Genomic DNA, 16,166 nt, shown 5'->3' on the forward strand with positions numbered 1-16,166 from the left:
GCTCGCCGAAGGCTCGCTGGAGACGGTGCAGCAGGACCACCGCGTGATCGAAGTCTATCTGGGGCGCTGAACGATGCTCACCGTCGAGAACGTGCATCTCTACTACGGCGCCAGCCACGCGCTGCGCGGCGTGTCGCTGGCCGCACCCAAGGGTGCCGTCACCTGCCTGCTGGGCCGCAACGGCGTGGGCAAGACCAGCACCTTGCGCGCCATCATGGGCCTCGAATCGGCGCGCCAGGGCCGCATTTTGTGGGAGGGGCAGGACATCGCCAAGCTGCCCACGCCGGAGCGCGCGCGGCGCGGCATCGGCTTCGTGCCGCAGGGCCGCGAGATCTTCCCGCGGCTGACCGTGCTGGAGAATTTGCAGACCGGCTTCGCGCCGCTGCCGCGCAAGGACCGTTCCATCCCCGAGGAGATCTTCGAGCTGTTCCCGGTCCTGAAGGACATGCTCAACCGGCGCGGCGGCGACCTGTCGGGCGGGCAGCAGCAGCAGCTGGCCATCGGCCGCGCGCTGGTGACGCGCCCGCGCCTGCTGATCCTGGACGAACCGACGGAGGGCATCCAGCCGTCCATCATCAAGCTGATCGAGCAGGTGATCCGCAAGCTGGCGGCGCGCGGCGACATGGCGATCCTGCTGGTGGAGCAGTACTTCGAGTTCGCCCGCGACCTCGCCGACCACTTCGCGGTGATGGATCGGGGCGAGATCGTGCTTGCCGGATCGGCCGGGGACATGGTCGAGTCCGAGGTGCGCCGACACCTGACGGTTTGACCGCACCGTGCCCGACACAAGTCACGTGCCCCCTCCCTATCCCTCCCCCGCTGCGCGGGAGAGGGAACTCCGCCGCTCTGCCCCCTCCACCGCGCAGCGGGGGAGGGATGGGGAGGGGGCATCCATACCCCACCGCCTGACCATCCACGGCCGCGCCGAGGTCGCGTTCGAACGCGCGCGGCTGGGCACGGTCTACCACACCGACCCGCTGCGCCTGCTGTTCCCCACCCCGGCGACCGGCGACCCGCCGACGGCCACGGTGGTGACCACGTCGGGCGGCCTCGTCGGCGGCGACCGGCTGGAGATCGCGGCGACGGTGGGGGAGGGAGCCAGCGCCCTGGTGACCGCGCAGGCGGCCGAGAAGGTCTACCGCTCCACCGGGGCCGACGTGCGCTTCGACGTGGCGCTGTCGGTGGCCGACGGTGGCTGGCTGGAGTGGCTGCCGCAGGAGACCATCCTGTTCGACGGCGCCCGCCTGCGCCGCACGACGTGCGCGAACGTCGCCGGCAGCGGGCGGCTGCTGGCGGGGGAACTGCTGGTCTTCGGCCGCGTCGCGCGCGGCGAGCGCTTCGCCACCGGCCTGGCGCGCGATGCCTGGGAGGTGCGCCGCGACGGGCGGCTGGTGTGGGCCGACGCGCTACATCTGGACGGCGACATTCCGGCGGTGCTCGACCACCCGGCCGGCTTCGACGGCGCCACCGCCTACGGCACCATCGTGTACGTGGGTCCCGACGCCGCCGCGCACCTGGACGCCGCCCGCGATATGCTGTCCGAGGTGGCGCTGCACGCCGGGGCGACGGTGTTGGGAGAAGTGCTGGTGATGCGCCTGTTGGGCAAGGACGCGCACCGCCTGCGCACCGACTTCGGCCGCGTCTGGGCGGCGTTCCGCGCCTTGGCCGGCGGCTTGCCGGAGCGGCTGCCGCGGCTGTGGCATGTGTAAGGCGGCTGCCGTTGGGTTTTCGGCTTTGGCCTCAACCCAACCTACGACGGCACCGTAGGTTGGGCCGTAGGTTGGGTTGAGCGCCAGCGAAAACCCAACGTCGAAGGGTACGAACAAGAAAGGGGAGAACGGGGATGAACCTGACACCGCGCGAGAAGGACAAGCTGCTGGTCGCCATGGCGGCCATGGTGGCGCGCCGCCGGCTGGAGCGCGGCGTGAAGCTGAACCACCCGGAGGCCGTGGCGCTGATCACCGACTTCGTGGTCGAGGGGGCGCGCGACGGCAAGACGGTGGCCGAGCTGATGCGCGACGGCGCCACCGTCCTGACCCGCGAGCAGGTGATGGAGGGCATCCCCGAGATGATCCACGAGATCCAGGTGGAGGCCACCTTCCCCGACGGCACCAAGCTCGTCACCGTCCACAACCCGATCCGGTGAGGTGAGCCCCATGATCCCCGGCGAAATCATCACCGCGCCCGGCCAGATCGAGCTGAACGCCGACCGGCCCACCGTCACGCTGGACGTCGCCAACACCGGCGACCGGCCGATCCAGGTCGGCTCCCACTACCATTTCTTCGAGGCCAACGAGGCGTTGAGCTTCGACCGCGCGCAGGCGCGCGGCATGCGCCTGGACATCCCGGCCGGCACCGCCGTGCGGTTCGAGCCGGGGCAGACGCGCACCGTCACGCTCGTCGCCTACACCGGCAAACGCGTGGTGCACGGCTTCAACGGCAAGATCGAAGGCGCTCTGTAAGGGGGGACCAGACCATGGCTCATCGCATCGAGCGCGCCGAGTATGCCGCGCACTACGGCCCCACCGTGGGCGACCGGGTCCGCCTCGCCGACACCGACCTGATCGTCGAGGTCGAGGCCGACCACACCGTGTACGGCGAGGAGGTGAAGTTCGGCGGCGGCAAGGTGATCCGCGACGGCATGGGCCAGTCCCAGGCCACGCGCGCCGAGGGCGCCGTCGACACCGTCATCACCAACGCGCTGATCCTCGACCACTGGGGCATCGTCAAGGCCGACATCGGCCTGAAGGACGGGCGGATTGCCGGCATCGGCAAGGCCGGCAACCCGGACGTGCAGCCCGGCGTCACCATCGTCATCGGGCCGGGCACGGAGGTGATCGCGGGCGAGGGCAAGATCGTCACCGCCGGCGGCATCGACAGCCACATCCACTTCATCTGCCCGCAGCAGGTGGACGAGGCGCTGTACAGCGGCGTCACCACCATGCTGGGCGGCGGCACGGGGCCGGCGGCCGGCACCAACGCCACCACCTGCACGCCCGGCCCCTGGCACATGGCGCGCATGCTCCAGGCGGCCGAAGGGCTGCCCATCAACCTGGGCTTCTTCGGCAAGGGCAACGCCAGCCGCCCCGACGCGCTGATCGAGCAGGTGCACGCCGGCGCCTGCGGCATGAAGCTGCACGAGGACTGGGGCACCACGCCCAAGGCCATCGACACCTGCCTGACCGTGGCCGACGCCATGGATGTGCAGGTCGCCATCCACACCGACACGCTGAACGAATCCGGCTTCGTCGAGAACACCATCGCGGCGTTCAAGGGCCGCACCATCCACGCCTTCCACACGGAAGGGGCGGGCGGCGGCCACGCGCCGGACATCATCAAGGTGGCGGGCCTGCCCAACGTGCTGCCCAGCTCCACCAACCCCACGCGCCCCTTCACCGTGAACACGGTGGACGAGCACCTGGACATGCTGATGGTCTGCCACCACCTCAGCCCGCGCATCCCGGAGGACGTCGCCTTCGCCGAAAGCCGCATCCGGCGCGAAACCATCGCGGCGGAGGACATCCTGCACGACCTGGGCGTCTTCTCCATGCTGTCCAGCGACAGCCAGGCCATGGGCCGGGTGGGGGAGGTGGTGATCCGCACCTGGCAGACGGCGCACAAGATGAAGGTGCAGCGCGGCCGCCTGCCAGGCGAGACCGGCGACAACGACAATCTGCGCGCCAAGCGGTACGTCGCCAAATACACCATCAACCCGGCGCTGGCGCACGGCATCGCGCGGCACGTCGGCTCGGTGGAGGTGGGCAAGCTGGCCGACCTCGTGGTGTGGTCGCCGGCCTTCTTCGGCGTGAAGCCGGACATGGTGCTGAAGTGCGGCACCATCGCCGCCGCCCCCATGGGCGACCCCAACGCCTCCATCCCCACGCCGCAGCCCGTGCACTACCGCCCGATGTTCGGCGCCTTCGGCCGCGCCATGCCGGCCAGCTCCGTCACCTTCGTCAGCGCCGCGGCGCTGGAGGCCGGGGTGGGCGATTCGCTGGGGCTGCAGCGGCAACTCCTGGCCGTGTCCGGCTGCCGCACCGTCAACAAGGCCAGCATGATCCACAACGACGCCACCCCGCATATCGAGGTCGATCCCGAGACCTACGAGGTGCGCGCCGACGGCGAGCTGCTGATCTGCGAACCCGCCAAGGTGCTGCCCATGGCGCAGCGCTACTTCCTGTTCTGAGGGTGGTGATGAGACGAGCGACCCACGCGCACCCCGCCGGCTCCTGGCCCGAGGCGCAGGCGGCCGGCACGGTGACGCTGGCCTTCGACGACCGCTTCCGCCGCCGGGTGCGGCTGGCCGACGACGCGGGCGAGCCCTTCCTGCTCGACCTCGCCCGCGCGCAGGTGCTGAACGACGGCGATGGGCTGGAGCTGGAGGGCGGCGGCTGGCTGCGGGTGAAGGCGGCGCCCGAGCGGCTGGCCGAGGTGCACTGCCACGGCGAGGGCGAACTGGCCCGCATCGCGTGGCACCTGGGCAACCGCCACCTGCCGGTGGAGTTCGGCCCCGGCGTGGTGCGCCTGCGCTGGGACCACGTGATCGTCGACATGCTGCACGGCCTGGGCGCCCACGTGCACGAGGTGATGGCGCCCTTCACGCCGGAGAGCGGGGCGTACAGCGGCGGGGGTGGGGGGCATCACCACCACGGGGGTGGGCATGAGCATTGAGCGGCCTCCCAACCCTCTCCCGCCCCGGGAGAGGGTGGCGCCGCAGGCGCCGGGTGAGGGCAAAGCCACGGATCCTTGCGCTGACCCTCACCCGGCCGCTTCGCGGCCACCCTCTCCCGGGGCGGGAGAGAGCAGTCTGCTCCGCCTCCTCGCGTGGCTCAGCCCGTCGTTCCCGATCGGCGGCTACACCTATTCGCACGGTGTGGAAATGGCCGTGGAGGCGGGCCTCGTCCGCGACCGCGCGACGTTGACCGGCTGGGTCGCGCACATCCTCGACCACGGCGCCGGGCGCGGCGACGCGCTGCTGTTCGCGATGGCCTACCGCGCGGTGGAGGCCGGCGACGAACCCGCCTTCCTGTGGGCGCTGGAGCGCGCCGACGCCATGCGCGCCAGCCGCGAGACGGCGCTGGAATCCTCCGCCCAGGGCACCGCCTTCCTGTCCACCGTTGCCGCTGCGTGGCCGTTGCCGGGGCTGGAGCGCTGGACCGCCCTCATCGACAGCGAACAGCGCCCCCCTGCGCACGCCGTCGCCGTGGCGCTGTGCGCGGCGCTGGCCGGCATCCCGCTCCCCCAGGCGCTGGCCGGGTTCCTGCACGCGGTGGCGGCCAATCTGGTGTCGGCCGGCGTGCGCCTCGTGCCGCTCGGCCAGACGGACGGGCAGCGCGCGCTGGCGGCGCTGGAGCCCGTCGCGGCGCGCTGCGCCGACCGCGCGCTCACGGCTTCCCTCGACGACCTCGGCTCGGCCGCGCCGATGGTCGACTGGACCTCCATGACCCACGAAACGCAGTACACGAGGTTGTTCCGCTCATGAGCATCACGCCCATCACCAAGAGCCACTCCGGCCCCCTGCGCGTCGGCATCGGCGGCCCCGTCGGCTCCGGCAAGACGGCGCTGACCGACGCGCTGTGCAAGCGCATGCGCGAAGGTTGGGAAGTCGCCGCCATCACCAACGACATCTACACCAAGGAGGACGCGCAGTTCCTCACCCGCTCCGGCGCGCTGGAGCCGGAGCGCATCATGGGCGTGGAGACCGGCGGCTGCCCGCACACGGCGATTCGCGAGGACGCGTCCATCAACCTCGCCGCCGTCGACGCGATGGTGAAGAAGTTCCCCTACCTGGATCTGATCTTCATCGAATCGGGCGGCGACAACCTGGCCGCCACCTTCTCGCCGGAGCTGGCGGACATCACGATCTACGTCATCGACGTGTCGGCCGGCGACAAGATCCCGCGCAAGGGCGGGCCGGGCATCACCCGCTCCGACCTCCTGGTGATCAACAAGATCGACCTTGCCCCGCTGGTCGGCGCCAGTCTGGAGGTGATGGACCGCGACGCCAAGAAGATGCGGGGCGAGCGGCCGTTCCTGTTCTCGAACCTGAAGAGCGGGCAAGGTTTGGACGAGATCATCCGCTTCATCGTCGAGGCCGGCGGCCTGCCCATGCCGGGGTAAGGTGCGGCGTTGGGTTTTCGCCTGCGGCTCAACCCAACCTACGGAGCCACCCCTACGGAGCCTTCGTAGGTTGGGTTGAGGCCAAAGCCGAAAACCCAACGCTGAAAGCCCATCACCAGGACGCAAAAAGCCGTCCCGATTACTCGGGACGGCTTTCCGACGTCTCTGACCGCAGCGAAGTGTCTTAGACGACTTCGACGCGCTCGGCCTCGGGACCCTTGGCGCCCTGGCGCACGGTGACGCGCACCTGCTCGCCGTCGGCCAGACCATCGAGACCCGACTTCTCCAGGGCGCGGATGTGGACGAAGATGTCCTTACCGCCGGAGACCGGGGCGATGAAGCCGAAGCCCTTGGTGACGTTGAACCACTTCACGGTGCCTTCGACCGTCTCGGTCGCACCGCCGCCGTGGTCGCCCCAGCCGCCGCTGTCGCGCGGGGCGCGCTGCGGGCGGCCCGGGGCGGCGGTGGAGGTGTCCACGGAGTGGATGTTGGCGACCTGCGGGCCCTTCGGGCCGCGCGACAGGTCGCACACGATGGTGGTGCCGTCCGCCAGCGCATCATGCCCGGAGAACTGAAGCACGGTCGAGTGGAGGAACGCGTCCGGCGAACCGTCTTCCGGCGTCACAAAGCCGAAACCCTTGGTCGGGTTGAACCACTTGACGGTGGCGCGGATGTTGCGATGGGTGATCTCGGGAGCGCGGAAGGCGTTGCGCTGCGGGCGGTCGAACATAAACGGTCTCGTCTGAAGTGAAGCGCCGCACTCCAACACCCTGGGCGCGGCTACACAAAGATGACCCGGATCGGCGGGCAATTCAATCCTGTTTGTCGCCTTGTCCGCGCGCCGGACCAAAATTTCCGGCCGCGCGGGCGGGCCACCCCGATCAGTCGGCGAAGCTGTGCCTTGGCTGGGCAAACAGGTGGCCGATCAGGCGGTAAGCCGCCATGCCCGCCAGCATCGCCGCGACGAACACCAGCACCGGTTTGGTACCCAGCGCCAAGCCCACGATGGCCGGTCCGGGGCACAGGCCGACCAGCCCCCAGCCCACGCCGAACAGCGCCGACCCGCCGATCAGCCGGCCGTCCAGGTCGCGCCGTTCCGGCAGCTTCAGGGGGCCGTCCAGCACGGCGGCGCCGCGTCCCACCGCCAAGCGGTAGCCCAACGCCGACACGGCGACCGCGCCGCCCATGACGAAGGCGAGGCTGGGGTCCCAGTTGCCGGACAGGTCGAGGAAGGCCAGCACCTTGGCCGGGTCCGCCATGCCCGACACCAGCAGGCCCAGGCCGAACAGCAGGCCGGCGGCGAAGGCGGAGATCACGATGCCCATGGCTCGTCCCCCTTGCCGTCAGCCGGCCAGATGGCGCGCGGCGAACACGGTCGCCACCGCCGTCGCCATGAACACGCCCGTCGCGGCCAGCGAACGCGGCGACAGCCGCGCCAGCCCGCACACTCCGTGCCCGCTGGTGCAGCCGGAGCCCAGGCGCGTGCCGAAGCCGACCAGCAGTCCGCCGGCCACCAGCAATCCGGTGGAGGCGTCCGTCCGCACCTCCGGCAGCGTTCCGCCCAGCGCGGCGTAGGCCAGGGGTGCCGCCAGCAGGCCGGCCAGGAAGGCCAGCCGCCACGCGGTCTCGCCGCGCTCCGGCGCCAGCAGTCCGCCCAGGATGCCGCTGATGCCGGCCACGCGCCCGTTCAGCACCAGCAGCAGCGCCGCCGACAGGCCGATCAGCGCGCCGCCGGCCAGCGCCGCGATGGGTGTGAAGTTCTCCATGTCGCCCCGCCCCTTAGCACGTGCATTATTCGCTTCAGCTAATTTAGCGATCCATTGATTTTTATCAATGGCTATGAGGGGCGGCTATGAGGGGCGGGTATGCGGTGGGGGCAGGTCACCCCGCCTTGGCGAAGCGGCGGCGCAGCAGGGAGAGCGGGCCGCCTTCGTCGCCCACGGCGGCCTGATAGGCCACGGTGTACTGCGTGTGCGCGGCGGCCCAGACGGCGAGGTCGGCACCCTCCGGCACCACCACCGAATCGAAGCCGCAGCGGCGCAGCATCTGGTACTGGTCGGGCAGCACGTGGCCGATGGCGCGGATCTCGCCGGTGTGGCCGTAATGCTCGCGCAGGGTCCGCGCCGTGGTGAAGCCGCGGCCGTCGCGGAACTTCGGGAAGTCGACGGTCACCAGCGCGAAGCGGCCGAGGTCGGCCGCCACCGACTCGGGCCTGTCGGCGCTGCCCAGCCGCACGCCCAGCGGCGCGCTGCGGCCGGCCAGCTCCTGGCGCTCCTTCGCCCAGCGGGCGGCGCTGACGGTGATGGCGCCGTTGGCGGGCACCGGGGCGTCGTCGGTGACGTGCGTCCAGGTGTCTTCCGCCGGTTGGCCTTCCTTAAGCAGCGCCATAGAGCTTCTCCTTGAACGGCCCCATGCCGATGCGGGCCAGCGTGTCGAGGAAGCGTTCGCCCGGCTGGCGGCGCTCCAGGTACAGGTCGACGATGCTCTCCACCGCGTCCACCGCCTCGTCCGGCGGCAGGGCGGCGCCGACGATGTCGCCGATGGCGCCGTCCAGCTCCGCGTTGCCGCCCAGCGTGATCTGGTAGAACTCCTCGCCCTTCTTATCCACGCCCAGGATGCCGATGGCGCCCAGGTGGTGGTGGCCGCAGGCGTTGATGCAGCCGCTCATCTTGATCTTCAGGTCGCCGATATCCTGCTGGCGCTGCTGGTCGGCGAAGCGCTTCTGGATCTCCTGCCCGATGGGGATGGAGCGCGCGTTGGCGAGCGAGCAGTAGTCCAGGCCGGGGCAGGTGATCAGGTCGGTGATCAGCCCGGCGTTGGGCGTGCCGAGGCCGGCGGCGTCCAGCGCCTTCCACAGGTCGAACAAATCGTCCTGGCGCACGTGGGCAAGGACGAGGTTCTGCTCGTGCGTCACCCGCACCTCGCCGAAGCTGTAGCGGTCGGCGAGGTCGGCGACGGTGTCCATCTGGTCGGACGTGATGTCGCCGGTGACGCCGCCGATCGGCTTCAGCGAGATGGTGACGCTGGCGTAGCCCGGCGCCCGATGGTCGCGCACGCTGTTGCGCGCCCACACGGCGAAGGCGGCGTCCTCGCGCTTCGCGCGGTCGAACGCCTCCGAATACGGCGGCAGCTCCTCGAACGGGGGCGGGGCGAAGTTGCGCTCGATCGCCTCGACGATGGCCGGGTCCAGGCGGTACTTCGGGCCGCGGATGCGGGCGAACTCCGCCTCCACGTTGTCGATGAACTTCTGCTTGCCGCCCTGGTGCACCAGGATCTTGATGCGCGCCTTGTACAGGTTGTCGCGCCGGCCGAACTGGTTGTAGACGCGCAGGATGGCTTCCAGGTAGGCGATCAGGTCCTGTTCGCCCACCCAGTCGCTGACCTTGACGCCCAGGTACGGCGTGCGGCCCAGGCCGCCGCCGACGTAGACGGCGAAACCGATCTCGCCCGCCTCGTTCCTCTTGGCCAGCAGGCCCACGTCGTGCACGCGGATGGCGGCGCGGTCGTTGGCGCTGCCGGTGATGGCGATCTTGAACTTGCGCGGCAGGTAGGTGAATTCCGGGTGGATCGTCGACCACTGCCGCAGGATCTCGGCATACACGCGCGGGTCCACCACCTCGTCCGGGGCGGCGCCGGCGAACTGGTCGGTGGTGACGTTGCGGATGCAGTTGCCGCTGGTCTGGATGGCGTGCATGTCGATGGCCGCCAGTTCGGCCATGATCTCCGGCGTGTCTTCCAGGCGGATCCAGTGGAACTGCAGGTTCTGGCGCGTGGTGAAGTGGCCGTAGCCCTTGTCCCAGCGCCGGCCGATGCGCGCCAGCCCGCGCAGCTGGTGGGTGGCCAGCGCGCCGTAGGGGATGGCGATGCGCAGCATGTAGGCGTGCAGCTGCAGATAGAGTCCGTTCATCAGCCGCAGCGGCTTGAACTCGTCCTCCGTCAGGGCGCCGGACAGGCGGCGGGCGACCTGCCCGCGGTATTCGGCGACGCGCTCGTTCAGGAACTGGCGGTCGATCTCGTCATAGCGGTAGACGCCGGCGTGACGCTTGGGGGCGAGGTAGGTCATGGAATGCCTTTGTTCTCTGGCCCGTGATCTCAGGCGGCGCGGTCGAGCGCGTCGGCCTGCTTGCCGACGTCGGTGCGGATGCTGGGGCCCTGGGCGCGGATGCGCTCGCGCTGGCGCAGCGGCTTCGGCACGCCGTCCACCACCTCCACCTCGAAGGCGTAGACGCCGACCACCACGTTGGCCGCCGCCGATTTCTCGGCCTCGGCGAGCGCAACCTTGGCCGCGGCGTCGTCAAAGGCGGCCGCCAGCTCCACGCGCTCGACCCAGTCGCCCTGCGGCCCCAGCCAGACGACGGCACCGTCGCGCAGCCGGTTCGCGGTGATCGCCTTCAACTCCATGCCTGCTCTCCCGATGCTCGGACGCGCCACTTTCCACGCTGCGCAAATGTATAACTGCGCATTTGTTGTCATTTAACAGCTTGGTGGCGGGCATTTCAACACCAAAAAACGAAGTTCTATTCCCTATTATACAAGTAGAGAATGTAAATGCATTGCAACAAGCTTGGCTGGCTGCTAGTGTCCAATCAACGCAAAACACATAATGTGTGATGTAAAAAGGCTGGCCATGTACGACGGAACCCTCCAAACCGCTGACGCCCCGCTGACCGTCCCCACGGTCGCCGACCTCACGGAACGCTACGGCCATCTCGACGGGGTGGGGCTGCTCAGCGCCGTGATCGGCGAGGCGTTTCCGGGGCGCATCGCGCTGGTGTCGTCCTTCGGGACGGAATCGGCGGTGCTGCTGGCGCTGGCGGCGGAGGCCGACCCGTCGGTGCCCGTGGTCTTCATCAACACCGGCAAGCTGTTCGGCGAGACGCTGCGCTACCGCGACCAGCTCGTGACCCGGCTGGGCCTGACCGACGTGCGGACCATCGGGCCCGCGGCGGTGGACGTGGCGGAGGCCGACGGCGACGGCATGCTGTGGCAGCGCGCCCCCGACGCCTGCTGCCACCTGCGCAAGACGGTGCCGCTGCGCACGGCGATGGAGGGCTTCGGCGCCTGGATCACCGGCCGCAAGCGTTTCCAGGCCTCCACCCGCGCCGCACTGCCGCTGTTCGAGACGCAGGACGGCAAGGTGAAGGTCAACCCGCTGGCCACCTGGGACCGCGCCCGCCTGGACGCCGAGTTCGAGCGCCGCGACCTGCCGCGCCACCCGCTGGAGGAGGACGGCTTCCTGTCCATCGGCTGCTACACCTGCACCGAGCGCGTCGCCCCCGGCGCCGACCCGCGCTCCGGCCGCTGGGCCGGCCTCGCCAAGACCGAGTGCGGCATCCACTCCTACGACATCTGAACAGCAGGACGGCGGCGTGGCGAGGGTGGGGCAGGCGCGGCGCCGCCGCGCTCTCAGCCCGGCCGGCCGTCGGCGCGCGGGCTCAGCAGGATCGGGGCGTAGACCGCCAGATAGATCGCGAACGTCGCCAGCCACGCCAGCCCGGCGAGGTCGAGCAGCGGCCAGTACAGCGCGTCCACCTCCGCCGCCAGCACGCGCGCCGCGGCGGCGACGATCAGCAGGCGGTAGGCCCAGGCGATGGGCTTGCCCACCACCAGCGGACGGCCGGTGTGGCCCAGCGAGGCGCGCGTCATCACCGCCAGGATCATGGTGGCGAAGGCGCCGGTGGTGATGGCGTGCAGCCACGCCGTCTCCGCCACGAAGCCGCCCAGCAGCGCCGCCGCTTTCAGCGCCAGCCCGACCGGCACCCAGGCATAGCCGGCGTGCAGCACCCAGACGATCGGCTGGTCCAGCGTCTTCAGCCCCTGCCAGCGCGCCAGCCGCAGCCCGTGCGCCACAGCCGCCACCAGCGCCAGCAGGCCCGCGACCACGCTGCCCGGCAGGATCAGGTCGGCCGGGATCATCAGCAGCGTGGAGCCCAGCACCACGTACTCCAGCGTCTGCACCGACGACACCTCGGCCTTGATCCCCTGCATGGCGAGCGCGTTGCGGGTGAAGGCGGGGATGATGCGGCCGCCGACCACGGCGATCATCATCAGCACCACGCCGATGCCCAGCGCCTCGCCCTGCTTCACGCCGTTGCCCAGCACGCCCAGCCATTCCAGGTGGAACAGCAGGTTGGCCGTGCCCAGGAGCGCCAGCAGGCCGAGGAAGGCGGTGTTGCGCGCCTTGCCCGCCTTGATCAGCGGCGCTGCCAGCGCCACGCCCAGCATCGGGAAGAAGGCAAGATCGATCAAGGCAGCGGCGACCGGCGGCACGCCGAGGCCGGGGAATACCACGGCGCGCCCGGCCAGCCACAGCCCGACCAGCACGCCGAGCCACCAGCCGCTGCGCGCCGTCGTCCCGGTCCAGCTGGGCACGGCGGTCAGCAGGAAGCCGGCGATGGCGGATGCCGTGAAGCCGAACAGCATCTCGTGCGCGTGCCAGTGCGCCGGTGCGATCGGGCCGGCCGGCCACGTGCCGTGCGCCAGCACGGCCAGCCACGCCGCGACGAGGCCGAAGGCCGACACCCCGGCGAACAGGAAGAACGGCCGGAAGCCGTAGGATACCAGCAGGGGCAGGTGGATGCGGGGGCTGCTGCCGGTGGCGCTCATGCTCATCGTTCCGAGATCCCTGTGAGATGCAACGGGGATCCCATCACGGATGCGGCCGGCGCTCTTTGACCGCGATCAAACTCCGAGGCGATGGAGGACTAGAGACACGGATGAACACGGATGCAAGCACGGATGAACACGGATCAAAATTCATCTGTGTTCATCCGTGCTTGCATCCGTGTTCATCCGTGTCTCAAAAAACTCTTACTATCACCCCACCCGCCGGAAGAAGGACACCAGTTCGCGCAGGTCGTGGGCCTGGCCGGCCAGCGACTGCGCGGCGGCCGTCGTCTCCTCCACCAGGGCGGCGTTCTTCTGGGTCATCTCGTCCATCTGCGCCACGGTGGCGTTGATCTCGTCCAGCGCCGAGGCCTGTTCGCTGGACGCCGAGGCCATTTCGGAGATGAGGCTCGCCACCTCGCGCACCCCGGACACGATGCCCCCCAGCGCGTCGCCGGCTCGGCGCACGAGGTCGACGCCGTCCTTCACCTGGCCGTCGCTGGCCAGGATCAGCGTCTTGATCTCCTTCGACGCCTGGGCGGAACGTTGCGCCAGCTGCCGCACCTCCTGCGCCACCACCGCGAAGCCGCGGCCGGCGTCGCCCGCACGGGCGGCCTCGACGGCGGCGTTGAGGGCCAGCAGGTTGGTCTGGAAGGCGATCTCGTCGATGACGCCGATGATGTCGGTGATCTTGCGGCTGGCGTCCTCGATGCGCTTCATCGCCTCGATGGCGGAGCCGGCCACCCCGCCGCCGCTTTCGGCGGCGCGCTGGGCGTCGTTGGCCATGCCGTTGGCGCGCTGGGCGTTGTCGGCGTTGGAGCGGACGGTGGCCGCCAGCTCCTCCATGCTGGCCGCCGTCTGCTCCAGGCTGCTGGCCTGCTGCTCCGTGCGGTCGGCAAGGTCGGAGGAGCCGAGCGAGATCTCCTGCGACGCGGTGCCGATGGTATCGGCCGCCGCGACGATGCGCGAGACGATGTCGCCCAGCCGTTCGGCGGTGCGGTTGGCGTCGGTCTGGATGCGGCCGAACATGCCGCGATGGTCGCCGGTGATGCGGCGCGTCAGGTCGCCCTCGGCCAGCGCCTCCAGGAACTCCACGACGCCGCGCAGCGAGTGGGCGGAGGTCTCCGACAGGGCGTTCATGTTGCGCGCCAGATCCAGCATGAAGCCGTCCTTGCCGGCGAGGTCGACGCGCTTGGTGAAGTCGCCCTCGGATGCTGCGCGCACCATGGTCGCCACCTCCTCCTGGATCTGCAGCTCCTGCGTCATGTCGCGCCATTCCACGACGGTGCCGTGCCGCTCGCCGCTCTCGTCGCGCACCGGGGTGGCGACCAGGGCGAAGGTGCGCACGCCCACCTGGATGCGCGCCGTGTGGGCGCCGGTCAGGTGGGCCAACAGGTCGCGCTGCATACCCGGGTTCTTGTGCCAGAGATCGATGCTGGACCCCAGGAGCGCGTCCGCCTTGAAGTGCGGGATCTGCTTGCGGATGTCGTCCCCGGCGCGGCGGAACATCTCGGCCGCCGCGCGATTCATGTAGATCACCTTGCCCTCGGTGTCGGCCATCATGGTGTTGGCCGAGACATTGTCGAGCGCGGTCTTGATCCGCATGGCGGCCACGCCGGCGTTGCGGATGTGGTGGATGGCGCGGGCCAGCGCGCCCACCTCGTCGCCGCGGTCGTCGCCGGGGATGGCGACCTGCACGTCGCCGGACGCGATGCGCTCCGTCGCCTCGGTCAGGCCGCCGATGGCGCGGGTGATGGAACGCACGATCGCCAGCCCGACCAGCAGCGCCAGCGCCGATCCGCCGATCGCCAGGGCGAGCGCCAGCGCGAACTCGGTGGTGGCGCCGTCGGCCTTGCGCTTGGCCGCCGCCTGCAGGTCGGCGGCGAGGCGGTCCTCCACCGTCTTCATCTCGTCGATGCGGGCGGTGGTCAGCTTGAACCACGTCGGGGCGGGCGTGCCCTTCAGGTCGCCGCCGATGCCGGCGTCCAGCGCCAGCCTGCGCAGGTCGGCCACGTCGGCCAGCGCGCGGCCCTCGGCGCGGTCGCGGAACAGGCCGATGGCGGCGGGCGAGGCGATGCCGCGGAAGACGGAGAAATAGGTGTCCTGCGCGGCGATCAGGCCGGTCAGGCGCTGGTACAGCGCGGCGTCGAACTTGCCCGCCGCGAAGCCGCCCGATCCGGTGGCGCGCTCCTGCCCCGCGCGCTCCTTGCCCTGCATGAAGGTGGCATAGGCGAAGACGTGGTTCTTCAGGTCGGCGTCGTCGGTGATGCGGCTGACCACGTAGGTCGAATCGAGCAGGCCGAGGATCAGGCGGGTGTAGAAGGCGAAGGAGTCCGGCCCCTTCAGCGCCAGCCGGTCGATGTCGCCGCGCCGGTCGCGCAGCACGCCCAGCTGCGCCTCGGCGTCGGCGATGGCGCCCAGGAAGTCCTTGAACGCCGGCTGCCCGCGCAAGGGGGGCAGGGCCTTGGCCAGCGCCTCGGCCGCGCTGTCGGAGGTGCGGCGCTGCTCGTCCAGCTCGGCGCGGAACTGCTTGCCGCCGCTGCCCAGGTAAAGGGCGCTGGCGCCGCGTTCCTTCTGCAGCTCGTGGGACAGGGTGCCGATGGCGGTGGTGGCGTCGACCAGCGTGCGCAGGTGGGAGATCGCCGTCATCTCGCGCCAGCGCTCCGCCACCACCCAGGCCGACAGCGTGACCAGAGCCACGATCGCCACGCCCAGCGCGGCGAAGACCTGACGGCGCAGCGGCCAGTTGGAAAGGCGAAAGCTCATCGACGGTCCCATCGTTTCATGTCCCTGCGGGTGCAAGGGAATAGCACGAACGGATGGTTACCTCAGCGATCGCGTACGTCAACGAACAACCGCGCGGAATGGATAAAATTTAAGCAGAAATCACGATTTCGGCCGAAAGGCCGTGCACACGTCCGGATCCGTGTCGATCCACGCCCCGCCGATCAGGTCGAGGCAGTAGGGAATCGCCGGGAACACCGCCATCAGGCAGTCGTGGATGGCCGACGGCTTGCCGGGCAGGTTGACGATCAGGCTGGTGCCGCGGATGCCGGCGGTCTGGCGCGACAGGATGGCGGTGGGCACCACCTCCAGGCTGACCTTGCGCATCAGCTCGCCGAAGCCCGGCATCATCTTGATGCAGACCTGCTCGGTCGCCTCCGGCGTCACGTCGCGCGGGGCGGGGCCGGTGCCGCCGGTGGTCACCACCAGATCGCAGCCTTCCGCGTCGCACAGCTCGGCCAGGGTGGCGGCGATCACCTCCAGCTCGTCGGGGATGACGCGCACCACCGGTTCCCAGGCGTTGGCGACGATGCGCGTCAGCTCCTCCCGGATCGCCGGGCCGCCCTTGTCCTCGTACACGCCGCGGCTGGCGCGGTCCGACACGGTGACGATGCCGATGCGCAGAGGACGGTGGCGGCCGGGCGTGGTCATGACGA

Annotated in this window: 19 protein-coding genes; 10 read left to right on the top strand and 9 right to left on the bottom strand. The window is 70.3% G+C overall.

Annotated features, from left to right (window positions below; all coding sequences use genetic code 11):
• From VED21_RS38990 to ureG, 9 genes are all read left to right on the top strand, one after another.
• On the top strand, window positions 1-70 hold a 70-nt coding region (locus VED21_RS38990; RefSeq protein ID WP_414638230.1), incomplete at its 5' end, for a hypothetical protein.
• 3 nt (window positions 71-73) lie between these two features.
• Complete coding sequence (gene urtE / locus VED21_RS17075) at window positions 74-769, top strand: urea ABC transporter ATP-binding subunit UrtE (protein WP_324884129.1); 696 nt, start codon at window positions 74-76, stop codon at window positions 767-769.
• A 7-nt stretch (window positions 770-776) separates the two neighbouring features.
• On the top strand, window positions 777-1,709 hold the full coding sequence (locus VED21_RS17080) for an urease accessory protein UreD (RefSeq protein WP_324884131.1): 933 nt from the start codon (window positions 777-779) through the stop codon (window positions 1,707-1,709).
• A gap of 134 nt (window positions 1,710-1,843) precedes the next feature.
• Complete coding sequence (locus VED21_RS17085) at window positions 1,844-2,146, top strand: urease subunit gamma (protein WP_324884133.1); 303 nt, start codon at window positions 1,844-1,846, stop codon at window positions 2,144-2,146.
• 10 nt (window positions 2,147-2,156) lie between these two features.
• Entirely contained in the window at window positions 2,157-2,462 is a 306-nt protein-coding gene (locus VED21_RS17090) for an urease subunit beta (protein WP_324884135.1), read from the top strand.
• A 14-nt stretch (window positions 2,463-2,476) separates the two neighbouring features.
• The gene (ureC, locus tag VED21_RS17095; protein ID WP_324884137.1) at window positions 2,477-4,186 is read left to right on the top strand and encodes an urease subunit alpha; all 1,710 of its coding nucleotides are present in this window, start codon (window positions 2,477-2,479) and stop codon (window positions 4,184-4,186) included.
• An 8-nt stretch (window positions 4,187-4,194) separates the two neighbouring features.
• Entirely contained in the window at window positions 4,195-4,671 is a 477-nt protein-coding gene (gene ureE, locus VED21_RS17100; protein WP_324884139.1) for an urease accessory protein UreE, read from the top strand.
• 208 nt (window positions 4,672-4,879) lie between these two features.
• Entirely contained in the window at window positions 4,880-5,482 is a 603-nt protein-coding gene (locus VED21_RS17105; protein ID WP_324884142.1) for an urease accessory protein UreF, read from the top strand.
• Window positions 5,479-6,120 carry an urease accessory protein UreG gene (gene ureG / locus VED21_RS17110; protein WP_324884144.1) on the top strand — a complete coding sequence of 214 codons (642 nt, stop codon included), beginning with the start codon at window positions 5,479-5,481 and terminating at the stop codon, window positions 6,118-6,120. Before VED21_RS17105 ends, ureG begins: the two co-directional genes overlap by 4 nt.
• Window positions 6,121-6,304: 184 nt before the next feature.
• Here the strand turns inward: ureG and VED21_RS17115 are convergent, their stop codons facing one another.
• From VED21_RS17115 to VED21_RS17140, 6 genes are all read right to left on the bottom strand, one after another.
• Window positions 6,305-6,850 carry a cold-shock protein gene (locus tag VED21_RS17115; RefSeq protein WP_324884146.1) on the bottom strand — a complete coding sequence of 182 codons (546 nt, stop codon included), beginning with the start codon at window positions 6,848-6,850 and terminating at the stop codon, window positions 6,305-6,307.
• 151 nt (window positions 6,851-7,001) lie between these two features.
• On the bottom strand, window positions 7,002-7,445 hold the full coding sequence (locus VED21_RS17120) for a DUF6691 family protein (RefSeq protein ID WP_324884148.1): 444 nt from the start codon (window positions 7,443-7,445) through the stop codon (window positions 7,002-7,004).
• Between the two features lie 18 nt (window positions 7,446-7,463).
• The gene (locus VED21_RS17125) at window positions 7,464-7,886 is read right to left on the bottom strand and encodes a YeeE/YedE family protein (RefSeq protein ID WP_324884150.1); all 423 of its coding nucleotides are present in this window, start codon (window positions 7,884-7,886) and stop codon (window positions 7,464-7,466) included.
• 115 nt (window positions 7,887-8,001) lie between these two features.
• Window positions 8,002-8,508, bottom strand: coding sequence for a DUF934 domain-containing protein (locus VED21_RS17130; RefSeq protein WP_324884152.1), 507 nt, complete (start codon window positions 8,506-8,508; stop codon window positions 8,002-8,004).
• Window positions 8,495-10,183, bottom strand: coding sequence for a nitrite/sulfite reductase (locus VED21_RS17135; RefSeq protein WP_324884154.1), 1,689 nt, complete (start codon window positions 10,181-10,183; stop codon window positions 8,495-8,497). The genes VED21_RS17130 and VED21_RS17135 overlap by 14 nt, the downstream gene beginning before the upstream one ends.
• Window positions 10,184-10,212: 29 nt before the next feature.
• Window positions 10,213-10,521: a DUF2849 domain-containing protein gene (locus tag VED21_RS17140; protein WP_324884156.1), complete on the bottom strand. Its 309-nt coding sequence runs from the start codon at window positions 10,519-10,521 to the stop codon at window positions 10,213-10,215.
• Window positions 10,522-10,747: 226 nt separating this feature from the next.
• Between VED21_RS17140 and VED21_RS17145 the strand changes: the two genes are divergently transcribed.
• Entirely contained in the window at window positions 10,748-11,473 is a 726-nt protein-coding gene (locus VED21_RS17145; RefSeq protein ID WP_324884158.1) for a phosphoadenylyl-sulfate reductase, read from the top strand.
• 53 nt (window positions 11,474-11,526) lie between these two features.
• Here VED21_RS17145 and VED21_RS17150 read toward each other — a convergent pair whose 3' ends face one another.
• The 3 genes from VED21_RS17150 to mog form a co-directional block, all read right to left on the bottom strand.
• On the bottom strand, window positions 11,527-12,732 hold the full coding sequence (locus VED21_RS17150; RefSeq protein ID WP_324884160.1) for an NnrS family protein: 1,206 nt from the start codon (window positions 12,730-12,732) through the stop codon (window positions 11,527-11,529).
• 204 nt (window positions 12,733-12,936) lie between these two features.
• Entirely contained in the window at window positions 12,937-15,492 is a 2,556-nt protein-coding gene (locus tag VED21_RS17155; protein WP_324884162.1) for a nitrate- and nitrite sensing domain-containing protein, read from the bottom strand.
• A 120-nt stretch (window positions 15,493-15,612) separates the two neighbouring features.
• On the bottom strand, window positions 15,613-16,161 hold the full coding sequence (gene mog / locus VED21_RS17160) for a molybdopterin adenylyltransferase (protein ID WP_324884164.1): 549 nt from the start codon (window positions 16,159-16,161) through the stop codon (window positions 15,613-15,615).
• Between the last annotated feature and the right edge of the window lie 5 nt (window positions 16,162-16,166).

Source organism: Azospirillum sp. (assembly GCF_035627195.1).
Lineage (GTDB): Bacteria > Pseudomonadota > Alphaproteobacteria > Azospirillales > Azospirillaceae > Azospirillum.